The 18,457-nt window shown below is 35.7% G+C and carries 13 protein-coding genes and 1 CRISPR repeat array; of the genes, 11 read left to right on the top strand and 2 right to left on the bottom strand.

All coding sequences use genetic code 11. From position 1 onward, the window contains the following. Positions 1-248 precede the first annotated feature (248 nt). The 9 genes from cas9 (at position 249) to EL101_RS03395 (ending at position 12,130) form a co-directional block, all read left to right on the top strand. The gene (gene cas9, locus EL101_RS03355) at positions 249-4,253 is read left to right on the top strand and encodes a type II CRISPR RNA-guided endonuclease Cas9 (RefSeq protein ID WP_096598476.1); all 4,005 of its coding nucleotides are present in this window, start codon (positions 249-251) and stop codon (positions 4,251-4,253) included. Then, positions 4,243-5,118 (top strand): type II CRISPR-associated endonuclease Cas1, encoded by an 876-nt coding sequence (gene cas1 / locus EL101_RS03360; RefSeq protein WP_096598478.1) that lies wholly within the window; start codon positions 4,243-4,245, stop codon positions 5,116-5,118. Before cas9 ends, cas1 begins: the two co-directional genes overlap by 11 nt. Positions 5,119-5,173: 55 nt before the next feature. Then, positions 5,174-5,491 (top strand): CRISPR-associated endonuclease Cas2, encoded by a 318-nt coding sequence (gene cas2 / locus EL101_RS03365; protein WP_240622758.1) that lies wholly within the window; start codon positions 5,174-5,176, stop codon positions 5,489-5,491. Further along, complete coding sequence (locus EL101_RS03370) at positions 5,488-6,336, top strand: hypothetical protein (protein WP_096598480.1); 849 nt, start codon at positions 5,488-5,490, stop codon at positions 6,334-6,336. Before cas2 ends, EL101_RS03370 begins: the two co-directional genes overlap by 4 nt. 190 nt (positions 6,337-6,526) lie before the next feature. Then, positions 6,527-7,742: direct repeats of the CRISPR family, unit length 36 nt; unit sequence GTTTTAGCACTATGTTTATTTAGAAAGAAGTAAAAC. 180 nt (positions 7,743-7,922) lie between these two features. After that, the gene (locus EL101_RS03375; protein WP_096598482.1) at positions 7,923-8,933 is read left to right on the top strand and encodes a zinc-binding alcohol dehydrogenase family protein; all 1,011 of its coding nucleotides are present in this window, start codon (positions 7,923-7,925) and stop codon (positions 8,931-8,933) included. Between the two features lie 56 nt (positions 8,934-8,989). Next, positions 8,990-10,504: a BCCT family transporter gene (locus EL101_RS03380; RefSeq protein ID WP_096598484.1), complete on the top strand. Its 1,515-nt coding sequence runs from the start codon at positions 8,990-8,992 to the stop codon at positions 10,502-10,504. A gap of 280 nt (positions 10,505-10,784) precedes the next feature. Next, positions 10,785-11,327, top strand: coding sequence for an alkaline shock response membrane anchor protein AmaP (gene amaP, locus EL101_RS03385; protein WP_164715565.1), 543 nt, complete (start codon positions 10,785-10,787; stop codon positions 11,325-11,327). Between the two features lie 12 nt (positions 11,328-11,339). Further along, entirely contained in the window at positions 11,340-11,585 is a 246-nt protein-coding gene (locus EL101_RS03390) for a DUF2273 domain-containing protein (protein ID WP_096598488.1), read from the top strand. Positions 11,586-11,638: 53 nt separating this feature from the next. Then, a complete protein-coding gene (locus EL101_RS03395) occupies positions 11,639-12,130 on the top strand; it encodes an Asp23/Gls24 family envelope stress response protein (protein ID WP_019165073.1) in 492 nt (163 codons plus the stop codon). Positions 12,131-12,200: 70 nt separating this feature from the next. On the opposite strand, the gene EL101_RS03400 is transcribed toward EL101_RS03395, so the two are convergent. Both EL101_RS03400 and EL101_RS03405 read right to left on the bottom strand, forming a co-directional pair. Further along, positions 12,201-13,346: an MFS transporter gene (locus EL101_RS03400; RefSeq protein ID WP_019165074.1), complete on the bottom strand. Its 1,146-nt coding sequence runs from the start codon at positions 13,344-13,346 to the stop codon at positions 12,201-12,203. 120 nt (positions 13,347-13,466) lie between these two features. Then, on the bottom strand, positions 13,467-15,425 hold the full coding sequence (locus EL101_RS03405; protein WP_096598490.1) for an IucA/IucC family protein: 1,959 nt from the start codon (positions 15,423-15,425) through the stop codon (positions 13,467-13,469). 100 nt (positions 15,426-15,525) lie between these two features. Between EL101_RS03405 and EL101_RS03410 the strand changes: the two genes are divergently transcribed. Both EL101_RS03410 and EL101_RS03415 read left to right on the top strand, forming a co-directional pair. Next, positions 15,526-16,710 (top strand): MFS transporter, encoded by a 1,185-nt coding sequence (locus tag EL101_RS03410; RefSeq protein ID WP_096598492.1) that lies wholly within the window; start codon positions 15,526-15,528, stop codon positions 16,708-16,710. Beyond that, a complete protein-coding gene (locus EL101_RS03415) occupies positions 16,694-18,457 on the top strand; it encodes an IucA/IucC family protein (protein ID WP_096598494.1) in 1,764 nt (587 codons plus the stop codon). The genes EL101_RS03410 and EL101_RS03415 overlap by 17 nt, the downstream gene beginning before the upstream one ends.

Here is an 18,457-nt window from a genome sequence, read left to right on the forward strand (position 1 = left end):
AATGCAATCACAAAACATGTTTTAGCACAGGTTAAGACGTGTTTTGTGATTTTTTATTGCAATTAAAAAACCCCACTGACACAGTAGGGTGTTAATAAAATATTACATTGACGCTTTAAGCTTATTTTAACTTAACTATGTTTATTTAGAATGAAGTAAAACCTTCGAATAAATAATAACATAAGTGTTCACAATTATCAAACTATTTGCGATAATATTAATAAATAAATTAAATGGAGGTAAGCGTATTGGCTCAAAAACCTTATGTTCTAAGTCTCGATATTGGTACGGGAAGTGTCGGTTATGCGTGTATGGATAAAGATTTTAACATTTTAAAGTATTATGATAAAGATGCAATAGGCGTATATTTATTTGATGGTGCACAGACAGCTCAAGATCGTCGACAATTTCGAACTGCAAGAAGAAGAAATAATCGGCGTATTAAACGTTTAGGCCTTTTACAAGAAATATTAGCGCCATTAGTTCAAAATCCTAACTTTTATCAATTTCAAAGACAGTTCACTTGGAAAAATAACAACATGGATTTTAAAAACAAAAGTCTCTCTGAGGTTTTAAACTTTTTAGGCTATGCTCCTAAAAAATATCCGACGATTTATCATTTACAAAAAGCGCTCTTATTAAAAGATGAAAAATTCGATCCAGAACTTATTTATGTGGCGCTATATCATTTAGTGAAATATAGAGGACACTTTCTTTTTAATCATTTAAATGTCGAAAATTTAAGCGACAATGACAGTATGGACGATTTTGTAGAATTGATTGAATTATATGAAAGTATCAATCATATTTCTTTGAATCTTGATTACGATAAGATAAAAGCAATCTATGAAATTTTACAAGATAACGAAATGACTAAAAATGATCGGGAAAAAGCGATTGTTAAAATTGAGAAAGCACTTAAACATTTTTCAAAAATGCTGTTAGGTCTTAAATTTAAAGAAGCTGATCTATTTAGTCTTGCTGACAATGCGGAGGAGTTAAAAGAAGCGAAACAATCGCATTCTTTTGCTGATAATTATGAAGAGAACTTAACGTCATTTTTAACAGTAGAGCAATTAGAGTTGATTGAGCGTGCTAACAAAATTTATTTGGCGTTGACGCTTCAAGATATATTAAATGGAAATAAATCTTTGGCCATATCAAAAGTAGCAGCTTACGATAAATTTAAAAATGAATTAAAGCTAGTGAAAGATATTGTATATCAAGCGGATCCAACGAAAGCACAATTTAAAAAGATTTTCGTTTCGAGTAAGGAAAGTTTAAAACAATATGAAGCGATTCCGAATAAAGAAAATTTAAGCCAGCTCTGTTTATTCGATCAATATTTAATTCGACCTAAAGATCAATACAAAAAACTGATGGATGAACTCAAAAAATTCATTCCTCAAGAGAGTCCATTATATTTTGAAGCACAAAACGACACGTTGTTAAAAGTTTTAAATACGACAGATAATGCAAGTATTCCAATGCAAATCAATTTATACGAAGCAGAAACGATTTTGAGAAACCAACAAAAGTATCATGCTGAAATCACGGATGACATGATTGAAAAAGTTTTAAGTCTCATTCAATTTAGAATCCCTTATTATGTTGGGCCGCTTGTTAACGACCAAACAATAGCAAAGTTTGGTTGGATGTCAAGAAAATCTAATAAACCCATTAAGCCATGGAATTTTGATGAAGTTGTAGATCGTTCGAAAAGTGCGACTCAATTTATTAGACGTATGACGAATAAATGTACATATTTGATGCATGAAGATGTATTGCCGAAAAATAGTTTGTTGTATCAAGAAATGGAACTATTGAATGAATTAAATGCGATCCAAGTAAGACTTCAAACAGATCCAAAAAATCGTAAATACAGATTGACGCCTCAAATTAAATCATTTGCAATAGAGCATATTTTTAAGAAGTATAAAACAGTGAGTCATAGCAAATTTTTAGAAATCATGTTGAATTCAAATCATCGCGAAACCTTTATGAATCACGGCGAAAAGCTATCTATTTTTGGAACACAAGATGATAAAAAGTTTGTATCGAAGTTATCTTCCTATCAAGATATGACTAAAATTTTTGGCAATATTGATGATAAAAGAGGGCAAATTGAAGAAATTATTCAATGGATTACTATATTTGAAGACAAAAAGATATTAGTTCAAAAATTGAAAGAAAACTATCCAGAGTTAACGTCACAACAAATCAATCAATTGAAAAAGTTGAATTACTCGGGTTGGGGAAGATTGAGTGAAAGATTATTAACACATAAGTATCATGACCATTCGATTATTGAACTGTTGAGAAGTTCTGATGAAAACTTTATGGAAATTATCACAAATGATGCTTATGGCTTTCAGAATTTTATAAAAGAAGAAAATCAAGTGCAATCAAACACAATTCAATACCAAGATATTGCAAATTTAGCAACTTCTCCAGCATTGAAAAAAGGCATATGGTCAACGATTAAACTGGTGAGAGAATTGACTTCAATATTTGGTGAACCAGAAAAGATTATTATGGAATTTGCGACAGAAGATCAACAGAAAGGTAAAAAACAAAAAAGTCGGAAACAACTATGGGATGACAATATCAAGAAAAACAAATTAAAATCAGTGGATGAATACAAATACATCATTGACGTCGCTAATAAATTGAATAATGAACAGTTACAACAAGAAAAGTTATGGTTGTACTTATCTCAAAATGGAAAGTGTATGTATTCTGGGCAAAGCATAGATTTAGATGCACTACTATCTCCAAATGCGACAAAATATTACGAAGTGGATCACATTATCCCAAGAAGCTTTATTAAAGATGATTCAATCGATAATAAAGTATTAGTCATTAAAGCGATGAATCAAACGAAAGGAGATCAAGTTCCGTTACAATTCATCCAACGACCTTATGAAAGAATCGCTTACTGGAAAAGCTTAAATAAAGCGGGATTAATCAGTGACAGTAAATTGCATAAATTAATGAAACCGGAATTTACCGCTATGGACAAGGAAGGATTTATTCAACGCCAGCTCGTCGAAACGCGCCAGATTTCAGTACATGTGAGGGACTTCCTTATAGAAGAATATCCGAATTCGAAAGTGATCCCTATGAAAGCGAAAATGGTGAGTGAATTTAGAAAGAAATTTGAAATTCCTAAAATACGTCAAATAAACGATGCACATCACGCGATTGATGCCTATTTGAATGGTGTCGTATATCACGGAGCGCAAATGGCTTATCCTAATGTAGATTTATTTGATTTCAATTTCAAATGGGAGAAAGTAAGAGAGAAATGGAAAGCTTTAGGTGAGTTCAACACGAACCAAAAGGCGAGAGAATTGTTCTTTTTCAAAAAGCTCGAAAAAATGGAAGTGAGTCAAGGTGAACGGCTTATTTCAAAAATCAAGTTAGATATGAATCATTTTAAAATCAATTTCTCTAAAAAGTTAGCAAATACAACGCAACAATTTTATAACCAAATGCCTGAATCACCTAAAATAGCTGAAATTAAGTATGAATCCAATAAAAGTGCAGATGCTGTATATACGAGTCTCAAACCACATCAAACATTTGTCATTGCAATCAAAACGGCGACTAAAAAAGGCAAAGTGAAAATGCAATATCAAATGATTGATTATTATGTAATTGATTTTTATAAATTTAAAAATACAGATGAAAAAGAATTGGCATTATACTTAGCGCGACGAGAGAATAAAGATGAGGTATTGGATGCCCAAATTGTATATAAACTCAACAAAGGGGACTTGTTGTATTTGAATAACCACCCTTGTTATTTCGTTTCAAGCAAAGAAGTGATTAATGCAAAACAATTTGAGCTGACTGTTGAGGAACAACTTTCTTTATACAAGGTGATGCACAATAAAGAGACAAGTGTTGAAAAGTTAATCAAAGTATATGATTTGATATCTGAAAAGGTCATTAACGACTATCGCCATTATTTAGATAGTGAGTTAAAAATAGAAAGAGTTCGGACACTTTTTTCAGAATCTCATCAAACGCATGAAGATTTTATAAAAGCATTAGGCGAATTATTTAAAGTCGTTACAGCATCGGCTACAAGATCAGAAAAAATTGGAAGTCGAAAAAGTGGTATGGGGCATCGTGCGTTTTTAGGAAAAGGGAAAGATGTTAAAATTGCATATACGTCAATTTCAGGCTTAAAAACAACGAAACCTAAATCATTGTTTAAATTAGCGGAGTCTAGAAATGAGCTTTAGAACAGTAATCATAACAAAAGAATCGAAATTGTCACTTAGAATGAATCAATTGATTGTTAAAAATGATAATTTAAGCCGTATTCCTTTAAATGAAATCACGTGTCTAGTCATTGAACATCCTAACGTTACAATGACTGGGCATCTCATGGTCGCATTAAGTGATCAGAAGATTGTAACGATTTTATGTAATGCAAAACATTTACCGAACACACTTTTATTACCCCTATATGGTCATCATAGACAAGCGAGACTTATTCAAAATCAAATGAGTTGGAAAAGGGAAAGAAAAGCACAACTTTGGCAATTATTAGTCAAACACAAAATTTTAAATCAAAAGCAAGTTGTTCAGGAATGTTTTAAAGAAAGTAGCATTGAATTATTTGACACGTTTACTAATAGTGTAGAGTTAGATGATATTACTAATCGCGAAGGACATGCGGCAAAAGTTTATTTTAATATCATATTAGAATCTGGGCATGCAAGGGGTGATGACACTATTCAAAATGCTGCTATGGATTATGGCTATCAAGTGTTATTAGCTATTTTAGCAAGAACGATTGTAAGTAAGGGCTATCTTACCGAATTGGGCATCAAACATCATAATGAATTCAATATTTATAATTTAGCGTCTGACTTTATGGAGATTTTTAGACCACTTATAGATTATTTGGTTTTAAAAAATGTAGATCAACAATTTGGAACTGATCAAAAAAGAGCAATATTGAATATTTTAAACAGAAAGCTCAAGGTTGAGAACAAAAGATATTATTTTCTAAGTGCTGTAGAAATTTATGTAGACAGTTTATTTAAATATCTATCGACAGGGGATATAGAAGTTGTAAAAATACCAACTTGGACATATTAATCTAACATGGATTTTAAGAAAGTAACAAATGTTTTATAAGGAGATATATGTTGAGGTGAGATATTTGAGATTAATTTTAATGTTCGACTTACCAGTAGAGACATCGAGTGAAAGACGCGCATATCGACAATTTGTTAAGTTTTTGACGAATGAAGGATATGTGAGACTACAGTATTCTGTATATTGTAAGTTGATTTTTAACAGTTCTACATTGAATCATCAAATTAATAAATTAAAAAGTATAGTGCCTTCAAATGGTGCGGTGCAAACATTGGTTGTAACAGAAAATCAATTTTCAAATATGAAATATCTGGTGGGATCGCCGCCAAAAGGACAGATAGGTTTAAGTTCCGATAGAGTGATTGAATTATGAAAATAGCAAGTCATATTACAGAGGTTCTCAAATTAAAAGAGAGAAGCATGAATATTATTACTTTTGAAGATACTAACCAATGTGAAGCTTTTATTCAAAACTTTACGGATTACATGATGAATAAGGAGGTTGAAGATAGTCAGTTTGCACATTTTATATCGGACGATTATGAGACGATGAGCCCGAAAAACTTTAATCCTATTATTTTGAATTGTGGAGATAGAAATCTATTAGGTCAAAAATTGATAGAAGATAAAGTGTATCAGGTTTTTGAAGAACAAATTATTAATTATGAAGTAGCAAATCACTCATTCTTAAAGTTTGAACAAAGTCTAATTGATTTAAAAAACACGTTAGGTATATACGATGATGACTATCAGATAGAATTACAACCATCGATTTTTAAGTTGAGAAGATTGCTCAAATTGTTTGGATTAGATTTCCATAACGATCTTGAGGATTTAAATGAAATAAATAAAAGAAAAGTTTTCATTGATCTACTCATTCACTCAACAAAAGAAAACATTTTGATTGTATTATTTCCGGAGTCTCACTTGGGTATTCGCGATATTAAAGTATTTATGCAACTATTAAAGAAGTATCATTTCACAACAATTGTTTTCACCAATCATCCTTCTATCATCATTAATGAAGAAAACATATTTCTTTGTAAAATTAATAAAGAGTGTCATGACATTGAAAAAATAAAAGAAGAACTATCGTTATTTATTCCAGAAGAGATGGTGAGACATCAATTGACTAACATGATTGCTTATCACGAGTTTTTAGGTGAAAATCTTTCTGAGTTTGAACGTTATTTTAAGTTTATAAATCATTACAATTAAGTTATACTAAACACAATATAAATGGTTCGAGGATTGAAATACAAAACGATCAATGAGTAAGTTATAGCTATGTGACTTACTTCGTGATTAAGTTGAATTCCTATATCATTTGAGCATAATGATTTGCTTCTTTTATGTGTGCTAAGCCTCAATTTGATACAGAATCGAGTTGAGATTTTTGGAATTTGAGGTTTTAGCACTATGTTTATTTAGAAAGAAGTAAAACCGTATGGCAGAAGAGATGGAAGGCGGTATGTTTTAGCACTATGTTTATTTAGAAAGAAGTAAAACCCAAATTTGCCCCCTGAAATTGAGGTTACGTTTTAGCACTATGTTTATTTAGAAAGAAGTAAAACTTCATGTGTTAGATTTTGTGGTTGAGGGCAGTTTTAGCACTATGTTTATTTAGAAAGAAGTAAAACACGTTTATTATCTGAACGCCGTTTTTGCTGTTTTAGCACTATGTTTATTTAGAAAGAAGTAAAACTGCCATTTTGTCTGTCGCGCATAACCGCAGTTTTAGCACTATGTTTATTTAGAAAGAAGTAAAACACCTTGGAAGTATCAACTTTAAGAACACCAGTTTTAGCACTATGTTTATTTAGAAAGAAGTAAAACAATATACAGATGAAAAGTATAATGAAGCGAGTTTTAGCACTATGTTTATTTAGAAAGAAGTAAAACCATGACTGTACTAGAAATGAAAGAGTTTTTGTTTTAGCACTATGTTTATTTAGAAAGAAGTAAAACGCAGTTGGAGCTTTAATGATTGCTGAGCCGTTTTAGCACTATGTTTATTTAGAAAGAAGTAAAACTGTTTTTCTATACTCAGCATTGAGCACAGTGTTTTAGCACTATGTTTATTTAGAAAGAAGTAAAACTTATTTTTGGAGATAATCCATTAATGCGCGTTTTAGCACTATGTTTATTTAGAAAGAAGTAAAACTGCAAAATGGTTACAAGGTTTGATGTGGGGGTTTTAGCACTATGTTTATTTAGAAAGAAGTAAAACGAAAAGTTGGCAAACGACTTAATAAAATCAGTTTTAGCACTATGTTTATTTAGAAAGAAGTAAAACTAACGCTTTGAAATATAAGAGAAACACAAAGTTTTAGCACTATGTTTATTTAGAAAGAAGTAAAACATATCATACTGCTTAGCTTCTCACGCGTGCGTTTTAGCACTATGTTTATTTAGAAAGAAGTAAAACCCTAACATCAAACACATTACCTTTAACAAGTTTTAGCACTATGTTTATTTAGAAAGAAGTAAAACCATTAAGATGGATAATATTCTTTCTATTCAGTTTAGCACTATGTTTATTTAGAAAGAAGTAAAACAAGTAAGTTCGAATTCGCAACGAGTAATGCGTTTTAGCACTATGTTTATTTAGTGAGTATAACAAACCTATTAAAAATCAAATATGAACTACATTTACGTCTCTCACTATGCTTTTACCTCAAATTAAAGTTATAGTGGGGGCTTTTTTTATTTTTTTGAAATTACCCCCCACCGCTTCCTATTCCTCCTCCATGTTATAATAACTACAAATGCTCATAAAAACAGAAAGAAAGTAGGGGAAATGTATGGAAGCAATTATTGCACGACAACCGTTCCAATTAGGTGAAGGTCAAAAGTTTGAAAAAGTATCGCGTGAGGTACCAACACCCGGGGCACATGATATTTTAGTCAAGGTCCATGTGACTGGGGTGAATCCGGTTGATACGAAAATGCGTCAAGCGCCATTAAATGTTGATGCGCGTGTACTTGGCTTTGATGCGGCAGGTGTCGTTGAAGCAGTCGGTGATGCGGTTACGGATTTTAAAGCGGGTGACCGTGTGTACTATTCAGGTTCGAACCAACGAGATGGCTCCAATCAGACGTATCAGCTCGTGAATGAAAATTATTTGGCGCATATGCCGAAAACATTGTCATTTGCTGAAGCGGCAGCGTTACCGTTAACTGCGATTACCGCTTATGAAACATTGTTCGATGTATTCAATATTTCTCCCAATCCTCAAGAAAACGAAGGCAAGACTTTGTTCATCATTAACGGTGCGGGTGGTGTTGGCAGTATCGCGACACAAATTGCGAAAGCGTATGGTCTCACTGTCATTACGACAGCATCGCGTCCTGAAACGAAAGCTTGGTCTGAGAAAATGGGGGCTGACGTTGTGTTGAATCATAAAGAAGATTTGGTTAAACAATTTGATGCCCAAAATTTAGCGTGTCCCAACTACATTTTCTGTACATATGATACAGACCACTATTATGATGTGATGATTGATTTAGTTCAGCCAAGAGGTCATATTGCGACGATTGTTGCGTTCAATCACAAGCAAGATTTAAATGCTTTGAAACAGAAAAGCGTTACGTTTACGCATGAATTTATGTTTGCCCGTACGATTCATGGTGTCGACGAATGGATGTATCGCAAATATTTAGAAGATGTAACTGCAAAAGTCGATGCAGGTCAATATCAAACGACTTTAAATGCAGTTTTAACAGGTTTAACGCCTGAAAATGTATTGAAAGCACATGAAATGATGGAAGGTCAATCACATATCGGTAAACTTGTGATTGAAATTGTTGAATAAATTGTTTGAAATAGGGAATGTGACTGTTAACTAACGATTAAGGGGAAGTTAAAGTCATGAAACAAACAGAGAAAAAGAAACATGTGAGTCTCGTCTTTTGGATTTCATTACTGTTATGTAGTTTATTCGTCCTAGTTGGCGCAATTTTTCCAAAACAGATGGAACAAACGACGCAATCGATCACAACTTGGATTGGCCAAAATTTTAGTTGGTACTATTTATTATTGTTATTAGCCATTTTCTTGATTTGTGTTTATTTACTCTTCTCGAGATACAGTCAGATTACATTAGGTGAAGAAGGGGAAGAGCCTGAGTTTTCATTAAAATCATGGTTTGCGATGTTGTTTAGTGCAGGAATGGGGATTGGTCTCGTTTTTTGGACGACTGCCGAGCCCATTTCACATGCTTACACGGCGACACCGATTCATCAAGTAGGAACACAAGCGGCTATTGATGACAGTTTACAATTCGCCTTTTTCCATTGGGGCATTCATGCATGGGCGGTTTACGCGATTGTTGCGTTGGCGTTCGCGTATTTCAACTTTCACAAAGGTTACCCTGGTTTAGTCAGTGCGACGTTAACACCGCTGTTTGGCGAAAAACGGATGCAAGGACCGCTCGGCAAATTGTTAGACATACTCGCGATTATTGCGACGGTCACAGGTGTATCGGCGACATTAGGTTTCGGTGCGCTTCAAATTAGTGAAGGCTTAAATTTCTTATTTCATATTCCGGCCAACTTCACGACACAAATTTTGATCATCATTATTGCGACGGCATTATTTATTTGGTCGACATGGTCTGGGATAAGTAAAGGGATTAAAATATTAAGTAATATTAACATGATCCTTGCTTTTATCGTGCTCGTTGTTGTCTTTATTATTGGGCCGACGCTTTACATATTGAACATGTTTACGAATAGTTTAGGTAATTACATTGCACACTTTTTCGATATGAGTTTACGTTTAACGATTAATAACCCAGAAAAGACACAATGGATTCAAAACTGGACGGTCTTTTATTGGGCATGGTGGATTTCATGGGCGCCATTTGTGGGTATTTTCATTGCGCGTGTTTCAAGAGGACGGACGATTAAAGAATTTATCGTAGGCGTGTTATTCGTACCGTCCTTCGTCTGCTTCATTTTCTTCGCAGTGTTTGGAGCATCAGCCATTTATTTACAAGATACTGGTATTGCGAACATTGCGGGTGGAGCGATTGAGACAGCTACTTTTACGACGTTGGAACATTTTCCACTTGGTTTCGTTATGAGTATTGTCACATTAGTGGTCGTGATGATTTTCTTCGTGACATCAGCAGACTCAGCGACTTATGTGCTCGGTATGCTCAGTACAAATGGTGATAATCATCCAAATAGTTGGGTCAAAGTCAGTTGGGGCATTATGCTCGCCCTTTTTGCACTCATTATGTTACTGACAGGTGGAACGCAAGCTATCCAAAATTTATTAATTATTGCGGCGCTCCCATTTTCCTTTGTGATTATCTTTATGATTTGGTCATTATTCAAAGCCCTTGCTGCAGAACGACCGCGATTAAGTAAAAGAAAATAATTATTACAAGAAGTGAAATTGTTGAAAAACAGTTTCGCTTCTTTTTTCAATGTCGCGATTGTTAAAAACGGAGTGCAAATGATTGACTGTGATTCAATGCTATCTATATCATTTTCAACGTTTCTTTTAAGCAAAACATTGTAAACATAATTATGTCGAAAAAAAGTTAGATACAAAAGAACAAATAATTTTTTAAAAATATGACAAAATTTTAGTTTTTCTGTCAAAAATGAGGGTATATGCTTGATGTAAACAATTGAATAGGAGGTGGCATTTGATTATGACACGAATTAAAAATTTTATTCTAGGCTTATTAATCGTGGTGATTGTCGGCTTTTTGTTATTTATGTATGTTGACTATCAGCCGATTAAACAATACCAAAATTACTTTTATCAGTTTAATTGGTTCCAACCGTTATTAATCGGTCTAGCTGGATTACTTATTCTTATCGGTTTGATTTTATTTTTCAGAGCTTTCAAACCCACATATCGTAAACCGGGTCTCTATAAAGATTATTCAGATGGCCATATTTATATTTCACGAAAATCAATTGAAAATACGGTTTATGATACGCTTTCAAAATATGATGCGATTCGTCAACCGAACGTCGTATCTAAACTATACAACAAGAAAAAGAACAGTTTCATTGATATTACAACAGATTTTATCGTGCCATCAGAATCGACGAATGTTCCATCACTCGTTGAACAAATCAGATTAGACATTAAAGAGAGCGTTGAACGTTTCTCAGAATTACATGTTAAATCAGTCAAAGTCAATGTCCGTGACCAGAAAAGAGACAATGGTCCACGAGTCGTGTAAAGGAGGGGTCCTATGTCTAATGAAAATCGAAACGGTCAAAGTGAGCGAGATTCAGTAGAGCAAGTTGCGAAGATATTACAAAACTACAAATGGCGTATCATTGGGTTTTTCTTCTTCCTCATTATTGCCATCCTGTTTTTAACACTTGGCTTTTGGAAAACAATTTTAATCATCGTGTTATGTTTAATCGGTACTGGTGTGGGGTATATTAAAGACCGTACACAAGATTTCTTAAATTTACTTAATCGGTTAAGTTGATTCAATAACCCTGGAAAAAGTAAACAAAAATAAATAATAAAGGAGTTTTTGAAATGGCAGTTGAAAATAATAAAGCAAAAGAAAGTTACAATAGAGAAACAGGTGTGAACGAAAATGAAAGACAACAACGTGAAGATAATCAAGGCCAACAATTTTCAAACAGCTTAACTTTCTCTGATGAAGTTGTAGAAAAAATCGCAGGGATTGCAGCGCGTGAAGTTCGCGGTATTTTAGATATGAAAGGCGGCTTTGTGGATAGCATTAGTGGTTCATTCTCAGGTGGCAACAATGTGACACAAGGTGTATCTGCTGAAGTTGGCGAAAAACAAGCGGCAATCGACTTGAAAGTTATTTTAGAATATGGTGAATCTGCGCCGAAAATCTTCCGTAAAGTCACAGAATTAATTAAAGAACAAGTGAAACACATTACTGGTTTAGACGTAGTTGAAGTGAACATGCAAGTGGATGACGTGATGACACGTAAAGAATGGCAACAAAAGCATGAGAAAAACAAAGATCAAAACGAGAACAAAGGTTTACAATAAGATATAAAAATGGAGGTATACGCTGCAATATGGCGTATACCTCCATTTTCTATATCTTTCGCAATCAAATCTAAACAACGCGTTTCTTCTTTAACATCAAGATAATGATAAAGCCGATGAAGCCAATACCGGCGGCAAAATAAATCGTCGCATGTAAATCAATATGTGACACGATCAAACCACCGAGCAAGGCACCGAAACCGATACCCGCATTTAACGCGGACATGTTCCAACTCATCACTTGACTGTTATCGCCTTCTACTTGGTCAATAAGCCCGGATTGTACTGCTGGATTGGTACTCCACTGAATGATATGCCAAATAAATAAAGCGATCAGTAAAATAGTAGATGCTGTCCAAAGTTGATTTAACACGAGCATGACGATGACAAATGCACCCCCACTCACTAATAGCCATGTTTTAAATGACAGTTTATCTGTAAAGAATCCACCCATAGATGTCCCAAGCATCCCCGCGATACCGATTATGAGTAAGGCGAGAGAGACAAATTGGATGTTATGTCCGCCAGATAAAATGAGTGGATTAATGTAAATATAAGCCACTGAATTTGCTGTTAATAATATAAAAGTAATCGATAGGAGTTTCGTTACTTCTCCTTTGTCTAAAATTCGGCTGGTGTGATTTTGCGTGGGCTGTAGGGATGATTTCACTTCTTTTGGCAAGTAAATCGTGAGCAGTACGCCTGCAATCAATCCGACTAAGATGATGAGCCCGAATGTAAAACGCCATCCTGCCCAATCGCCAATTAATGTACCAATCGGAACGCCGAATACATTGGATGCACTAAATCCTGTATATACAATGCCTAACATTTTACCACGGTTTTCAGGTCGCGCTAATACGACAGTTGTGGAAAGTATTTTAACGACGATCAATGCAGCAGCAGCTGACGAAATGATACGACCGATAATTAAAATTGTAAAGTTAGGGGAGAGTGCAATCATCAAATTTCCTATTATGAAAAAGGCAATCGCTGACAGTAACACACTTTTAGGTGAATATTTTTCGGTAAGCTTCACTAAAATAGGACCTGTTAAAGCAAAAGTAAAAGCATAAATCGTCACGAGTTGACCGATCCATGCTTCTGATATATTTAAATCTGCGCTCATCAGATTCATAATGCCAGCGACAACCATTTCAACCATTCCTACGATAAAAATACTTAACATAAACGTTAAGGTACGCATGATTGTCATAGTCATTCTCCTCAAATGTAATTTTTGTCTATAAGCTATTTTAATACAATTACATAGGATAAGAAATGCTTTTGACTCAATCTTTAGTAGAAATATGCCGATTTGATACTTTTAAATCATTTATGTTGAAAGTGGATTGTCGACTTTAACGTACGTATATTCATGTGCTTCATCCATTAACCGCATCGTTGTCACACATTTATAATCAATCGTTTCATTAAAGAATACGTCTCGCATATGAGCTAAACGTTCTGGATCAATGTCGGCCGCTTCAAGCTTGTCAAAACATTGTTCGATTTGTTGACGAACGATCGACCATAACGTATTTTCAAGTGCGGCATCATCATAAAAGCGGGCGAGTGCTGCAACGAGTTCACCGAGATGATTTTGAATCGTTGAGTAAAAGGCTTTGTTGAATACAGACGTTTGACTCTTCGTTAATATGCGTGATTTTTCATGGAAATGAGACGTATCATAGCCCATTTGTGCTAACTGTTCTGCATCGATGCGTAAGCCTTCAAAGTCACGGATGAGCATCTGTGAAAAGGCGCCAGTGCTGGGTTCAAATACAGCAATCGTGTTTTGTAAATGCGCTTCTAATGCGATGCCGTATTTTACTAATAGTGGCACGATGTAATCAATGAGTGAAGCGGCGTATGTTTTAAACCACTGTGCACGGACATCGATGTCTGTTGTGCTGTCATTTGTTTGACTAAAACGTTCAACCAATTCGATGATGAGTGGACGTGCTGTTTCTGGATGCGTGACAACTAGACTTGACGGGATAACTGGTAGGCAATCACTGTCAATCATGTCATAAATATTTTGTCTAAATAGTGTGCCTAACTGTTCACTGCGGCGTTCTTGTTCATCGGGTTGACGGTCTGTCGGTTGATAAAAATGCGCACCGGCAATTTCTGGTACTGGTGAAGTTGAAACAGTGTTGAAAAGTGCATCTCGTGCTGAAATGTCGGTTAAAATGTTGGTCATTAACGGCCCATTATGCGTCGTCTGTTCTGACAGCGTACGGATTTCGCCTGTAATGTGCACGTTCGTTGAAAGTTTAATATGGGGTGACACGTCAGGCTTTTTAGGCATTAATGTGCGAAATGACAATCCTGCATAATATGATTTTGCATAATCTAACGGGATGATAGCTTTTGTATCGAGTTCGTTTTGGTATTCTGTGCGAATGATATGTTCATATTGCCACGGATGAACGATCAACGGCATATAATCTTCTAGCGGCGCATGCGAGCCTATCGCTTGTTGCGCAACTGACTTCAACCCGTCAAATGCATGATAGACCGCTTCTGCATATGTACCTTGTTGTGCCATTGTGCGTGCGATATCATGATGAACAAGTATGAACTGCATCGGTATCGCGTGTTGATATTCTGAGGAGTAATCAATCGTTTCTTGTGCGGACATGCCTTTACGTAATTTCGCACCAGGATGTAACGGATGCCCTTCAATCACGAGTTGCTCAGATGTTAAATAAGGATCATCTTGTGCTTCTATATAATCAAGTAATGATGACGCGTCTTTTAATGGATGTTGTGCTTGGTAACTTAGCGCCAGTGTCATATGTGCGGCACTATTCTCCATATCATCACGAAATTGTTCTGCGGCTGCCCCTTGATATTGTGTGTCTTCATTAATGATGACTTCGAGTACTTCATTAGGATGCAATACGCGACGGTCCTCTCCATCTGGTGTTCTCCAATAAAACGGTCCTGTCACATCAACGCGGTTAAATGCGTGATGACCGATGACACGGGCATATAATGTGAGCTGACCATATGTAAAGTGAATCATGAGTAGTTCGCCGGATGGAATGGCAGAATGCGCGAACTGTTCTGCTTGGACAAACGTGCTATGAGTATAACTTCCGACCAAGTTTTCACGATACAGTGATGCCATCAGTCGTGCAGTAATTTTGTCACGACCTACTAAAACATGTCGTTTAAATTGTGTAGCCCAGTTCGAATCAAATTGGAGAACTGTTTGATAATTTTCCATTTCATCTTTTGTAAAGTCTTTCTCTATTATACTCAGATGATTTTGTTCCGTTTTCATGACGACACCTCATTCATTTTATTTTACAAATACGAAAAGGATTCGTATAATCCATAATATCGGAAATGAGAATCATTATCAATTAAAGAAGGTGAATATTTTGGCAAAATGGTTTTTTCCGAGTACCTTTTTACTATTTTTAGGGAATTGGATTGGTCAAATTGCACTCAACTGGTATGCTTATCAACTCAATGAAAACCCAATGGACCTTGCACTCATCAACTTCTTTAGACTTGCACCGATTTTCATTTTAAGTTTATGGGCAGGCAGTATTGCTGATCGTTACCGTCGATCAACGCTGATTAAAATAACCGTGACGAGTTCGATGGTCATTACAGGGACTTTAACGGCATGTGTATTGCTCATGAATGACATACCTATGCTTTATTTATACATATATGCCTGTTTGCGCGGCTGTATGAGTGCCATTGAAACACCGGTGAGACAAGCTGTACTACCCGACCTCTCCGAAAGACTTACTGTTTCTAAAGCTGTTTCATATCATTCCTTTTTATTAAATGTTTGTCGTTCAATCGGACCTGCTGTGGCGGGCTTCATCATTGCAGCTTATGATGTGCCGATTGCATTTGTCGTACAAACGATTTGTTATGCACTTGCACTTGTTTCAAGTCTTCCGTTAAAACTGGCAGTCGTTAAACCTGTTAAAAACAAGCAATTTTCATTAGCTGTCGCCATGCAATATTTTAAACTGCATTTGCAAGGGAGAAGAATTTTTATGACGTCGCTACTCATTATGGCGATGGGTTATTCTTATACCACAATGTTACCGATTTTAACAGATGAGGTATATCCTAATAGTGCATCAGTATTTGGGACAGCGATGACAGTGAGTGCGATTGGTGGTATATTAGCAACGCTCACGATTCCTTATGTACTACAAAAATTTCCAACTGACAATTGCTATTACCTCAGTTCGATATTGTTTGGTATTGCGTTACTTTTATTATACCCACTTGGCGAAATTGGCTTATTTTTAATGATCTTTTTCGTTGGGCTCTTTGGTCAGTTTGCACGAACGACGAATCGTATCTACTTTCAAAACGATGTCGAACAAGAGAGTAGAGGCAAAATTTTAAGTGTCATTATGATGGATAGAGGGATGATTCCACTTGGCGCAATGTTGCTCAGCTATTTTACAGAGTTGATAGGTATCACGACGACCTTTTTAGTGATGGGTGGCGCGACGACCGTCATTGCAATTTTAGGCTTTTTAACAAATTTTAAGATGAATGGAGGCAAGACAGTTCATGACACTCACGCATAAACTGAATGCAGATCAAAATATTCAATACCGGATTCTCATCGCATGTATGAAAGAACAATTATTTCCTGAAAAGACACAACTTCAATTCAAACAAAATCAAGTTGTAATTCAATATCAGCAACATGTGTTAGCAGTTCAATATGAGACGATCAGTACGTTATATCAACTCGAATTGAGCGGTCCTATTGTTTATCGTGTTGGCACAGCGGACGTCACGATTGAAACAGTAGAACAATTGATTGAGATTTTAGGCACACATTTTGGCATAACCTTTCATGATCAATTGGTGGAGGAGTTACTACATAGTCGTCTCGGTCTTGAACTGAGCTATCAACAACTGCGTCAACGCGAACGTGTGATGCGGCATTCATTAAAATTTTCGCGCATGCCAGACACGTTGAACTTTATTGCATGGTTAAATCATATGAATGGTGATGAAGTATTCTCAGTCCTTGGTTACACAGAAGGCATGGTTTGGGAAGGGCATCCGTCACATCCATTAACGAAGACGAAATTGCCACTCAATGCAGAAGAAGTTCAACAATATGCGCCAGAATTTATGAAAATCATTCCATTAAAAATGGTACTCGTACGTAAAAATTTATTAAAAAGTACGACGATGACTGGCGAAGAGGATTTCGTATTGAAAAAGATGTTCCCAGATAAAGAAAGTCAATTAAGACAGTGGATGCAAACGTATGAAGGGACATTGGATGATTACCGGATTATGCTCGTTCATCCATGGCAATATGCAAATGTGATAACTGACCGGTTTAAAACTATGATTGCGCAACACGACATCATTCCAACACCTTTTACAGTAGATTCGAAAGCGACATTATCATTTAGAACGATGCGCTTAATGCATTACCCATATCATGTGAAATTGCCTGTCAACGTTCAAGCGACGAGTGCTGTGCGTACCGTTTCGACTGTGACGACGGTCGATGGTCCTAAACTCAGCTATCAATTACAAGACATGTTAGACATTTATCCGACCTTGTCTGTTGCGAGTGAACCGTATGGCGCATATATTGATGTGGAAGCGGATTTGGCACGTCAATTTGCGATGATTGTGCGTCATTCGCCTGAAGTGCATACACATGACTACACACAACTTGTGACAGCTGTTCTGACGCAAGTGAACCCTGTCGATGGCCAAGTCGTCGTCGATAGTTTGATTGAGTATCTTTACGGGGACATCAATGCGGAAACGATAGAGCAGTTCATCCGTCAATACATGGAAGCACTCATTCCACCACTCATTGCGTATATTCAACAATACGGTATCGCGTTAGAAGCGCATCAACAAAATACGATTCTGCAAATAGATAAAGAAAATGAGACATTGTCGTTTATTGTACGTGATTTAGGCGGTTCGCGGATTTATCCTGAAACATTAAAGCAAACCGTTCCTGATTTTGAAATTACGAATGACAGCTTAGTGAGTGATGAGATTGAAGCAGTAATCGCCAAGTTTCAGCATGCAGTCATTCAAAATCAACTCGGCACATTGATTCATCATTTCCATCATGTGCATCAAATTGACGAAGCGACATTGTATGCTATCGCAGCAGCAGAAATCGAAGCAGCCATTGATCCAACACGTCCACATGCAGACGCATTAAAACGTATGTTATTCGGTGACAGGATGACCGTTAAAGCGTTACTTAATATGAGAATGGAACAAAAAGTAAAACAATACGTGCAAATAGACATAAAAAATCCTTTAGAAAGAGAGCTGTAG

Source organism: Staphylococcus delphini, assembly GCF_900636325.1.
Taxonomy (GTDB): domain Bacteria; phylum Bacillota; class Bacilli; order Staphylococcales; family Staphylococcaceae; genus Staphylococcus; species Staphylococcus delphini.

Excerpts from the sequence above, each read along its gene's own strand:
- EL101_RS03400 (WP_019165074.1), bottom strand. The coding sequence starts at position 13,346 with ATGACAATCATGCGTACCTTAACGTTTATGTTAAGTATTTTTATCGTA.
- EL101_RS03390 (WP_096598488.1), top strand. The coding sequence starts at position 11,340 with ATGTCTAATGAAAATCGAAACGGTCAAAGTGAGCGAGATTCAGTAGAG.
- EL101_RS03370 (WP_096598480.1), top strand. The coding sequence starts at position 5,488 with ATGAAAATAGCAAGTCATATTACAGAGGTTCTCAAATTAAAAGAGAGA.
- EL101_RS03405 (WP_096598490.1), bottom strand. The coding sequence starts at position 15,425 with ATGAAAACGGAACAAAATCATCTGAGTATAATAGAGAAAGACTTTACA.
- EL101_RS03395 (WP_019165073.1), top strand. The coding sequence starts at position 11,639 with ATGGCAGTTGAAAATAATAAAGCAAAAGAAAGTTACAATAGAGAAACA.
- amaP (WP_164715565.1), top strand. The coding sequence starts at position 10,785 with ATGACACGAATTAAAAATTTTATTCTAGGCTTATTAATCGTGGTGATT.
- EL101_RS03375 (WP_096598482.1), top strand. The coding sequence starts at position 7,923 with ATGGAAGCAATTATTGCACGACAACCGTTCCAATTAGGTGAAGGTCAA.
- cas1 (WP_096598478.1), top strand. The coding sequence starts at position 4,243 with ATGAGCTTTAGAACAGTAATCATAACAAAAGAATCGAAATTGTCACTT.
- EL101_RS03415 (WP_096598494.1), top strand. The coding sequence starts at position 16,694 with ATGACACTCACGCATAAACTGAATGCAGATCAAAATATTCAATACCGG.
- EL101_RS03380 (WP_096598484.1), top strand. The coding sequence starts at position 8,990 with ATGAAACAAACAGAGAAAAAGAAACATGTGAGTCTCGTCTTTTGGATT.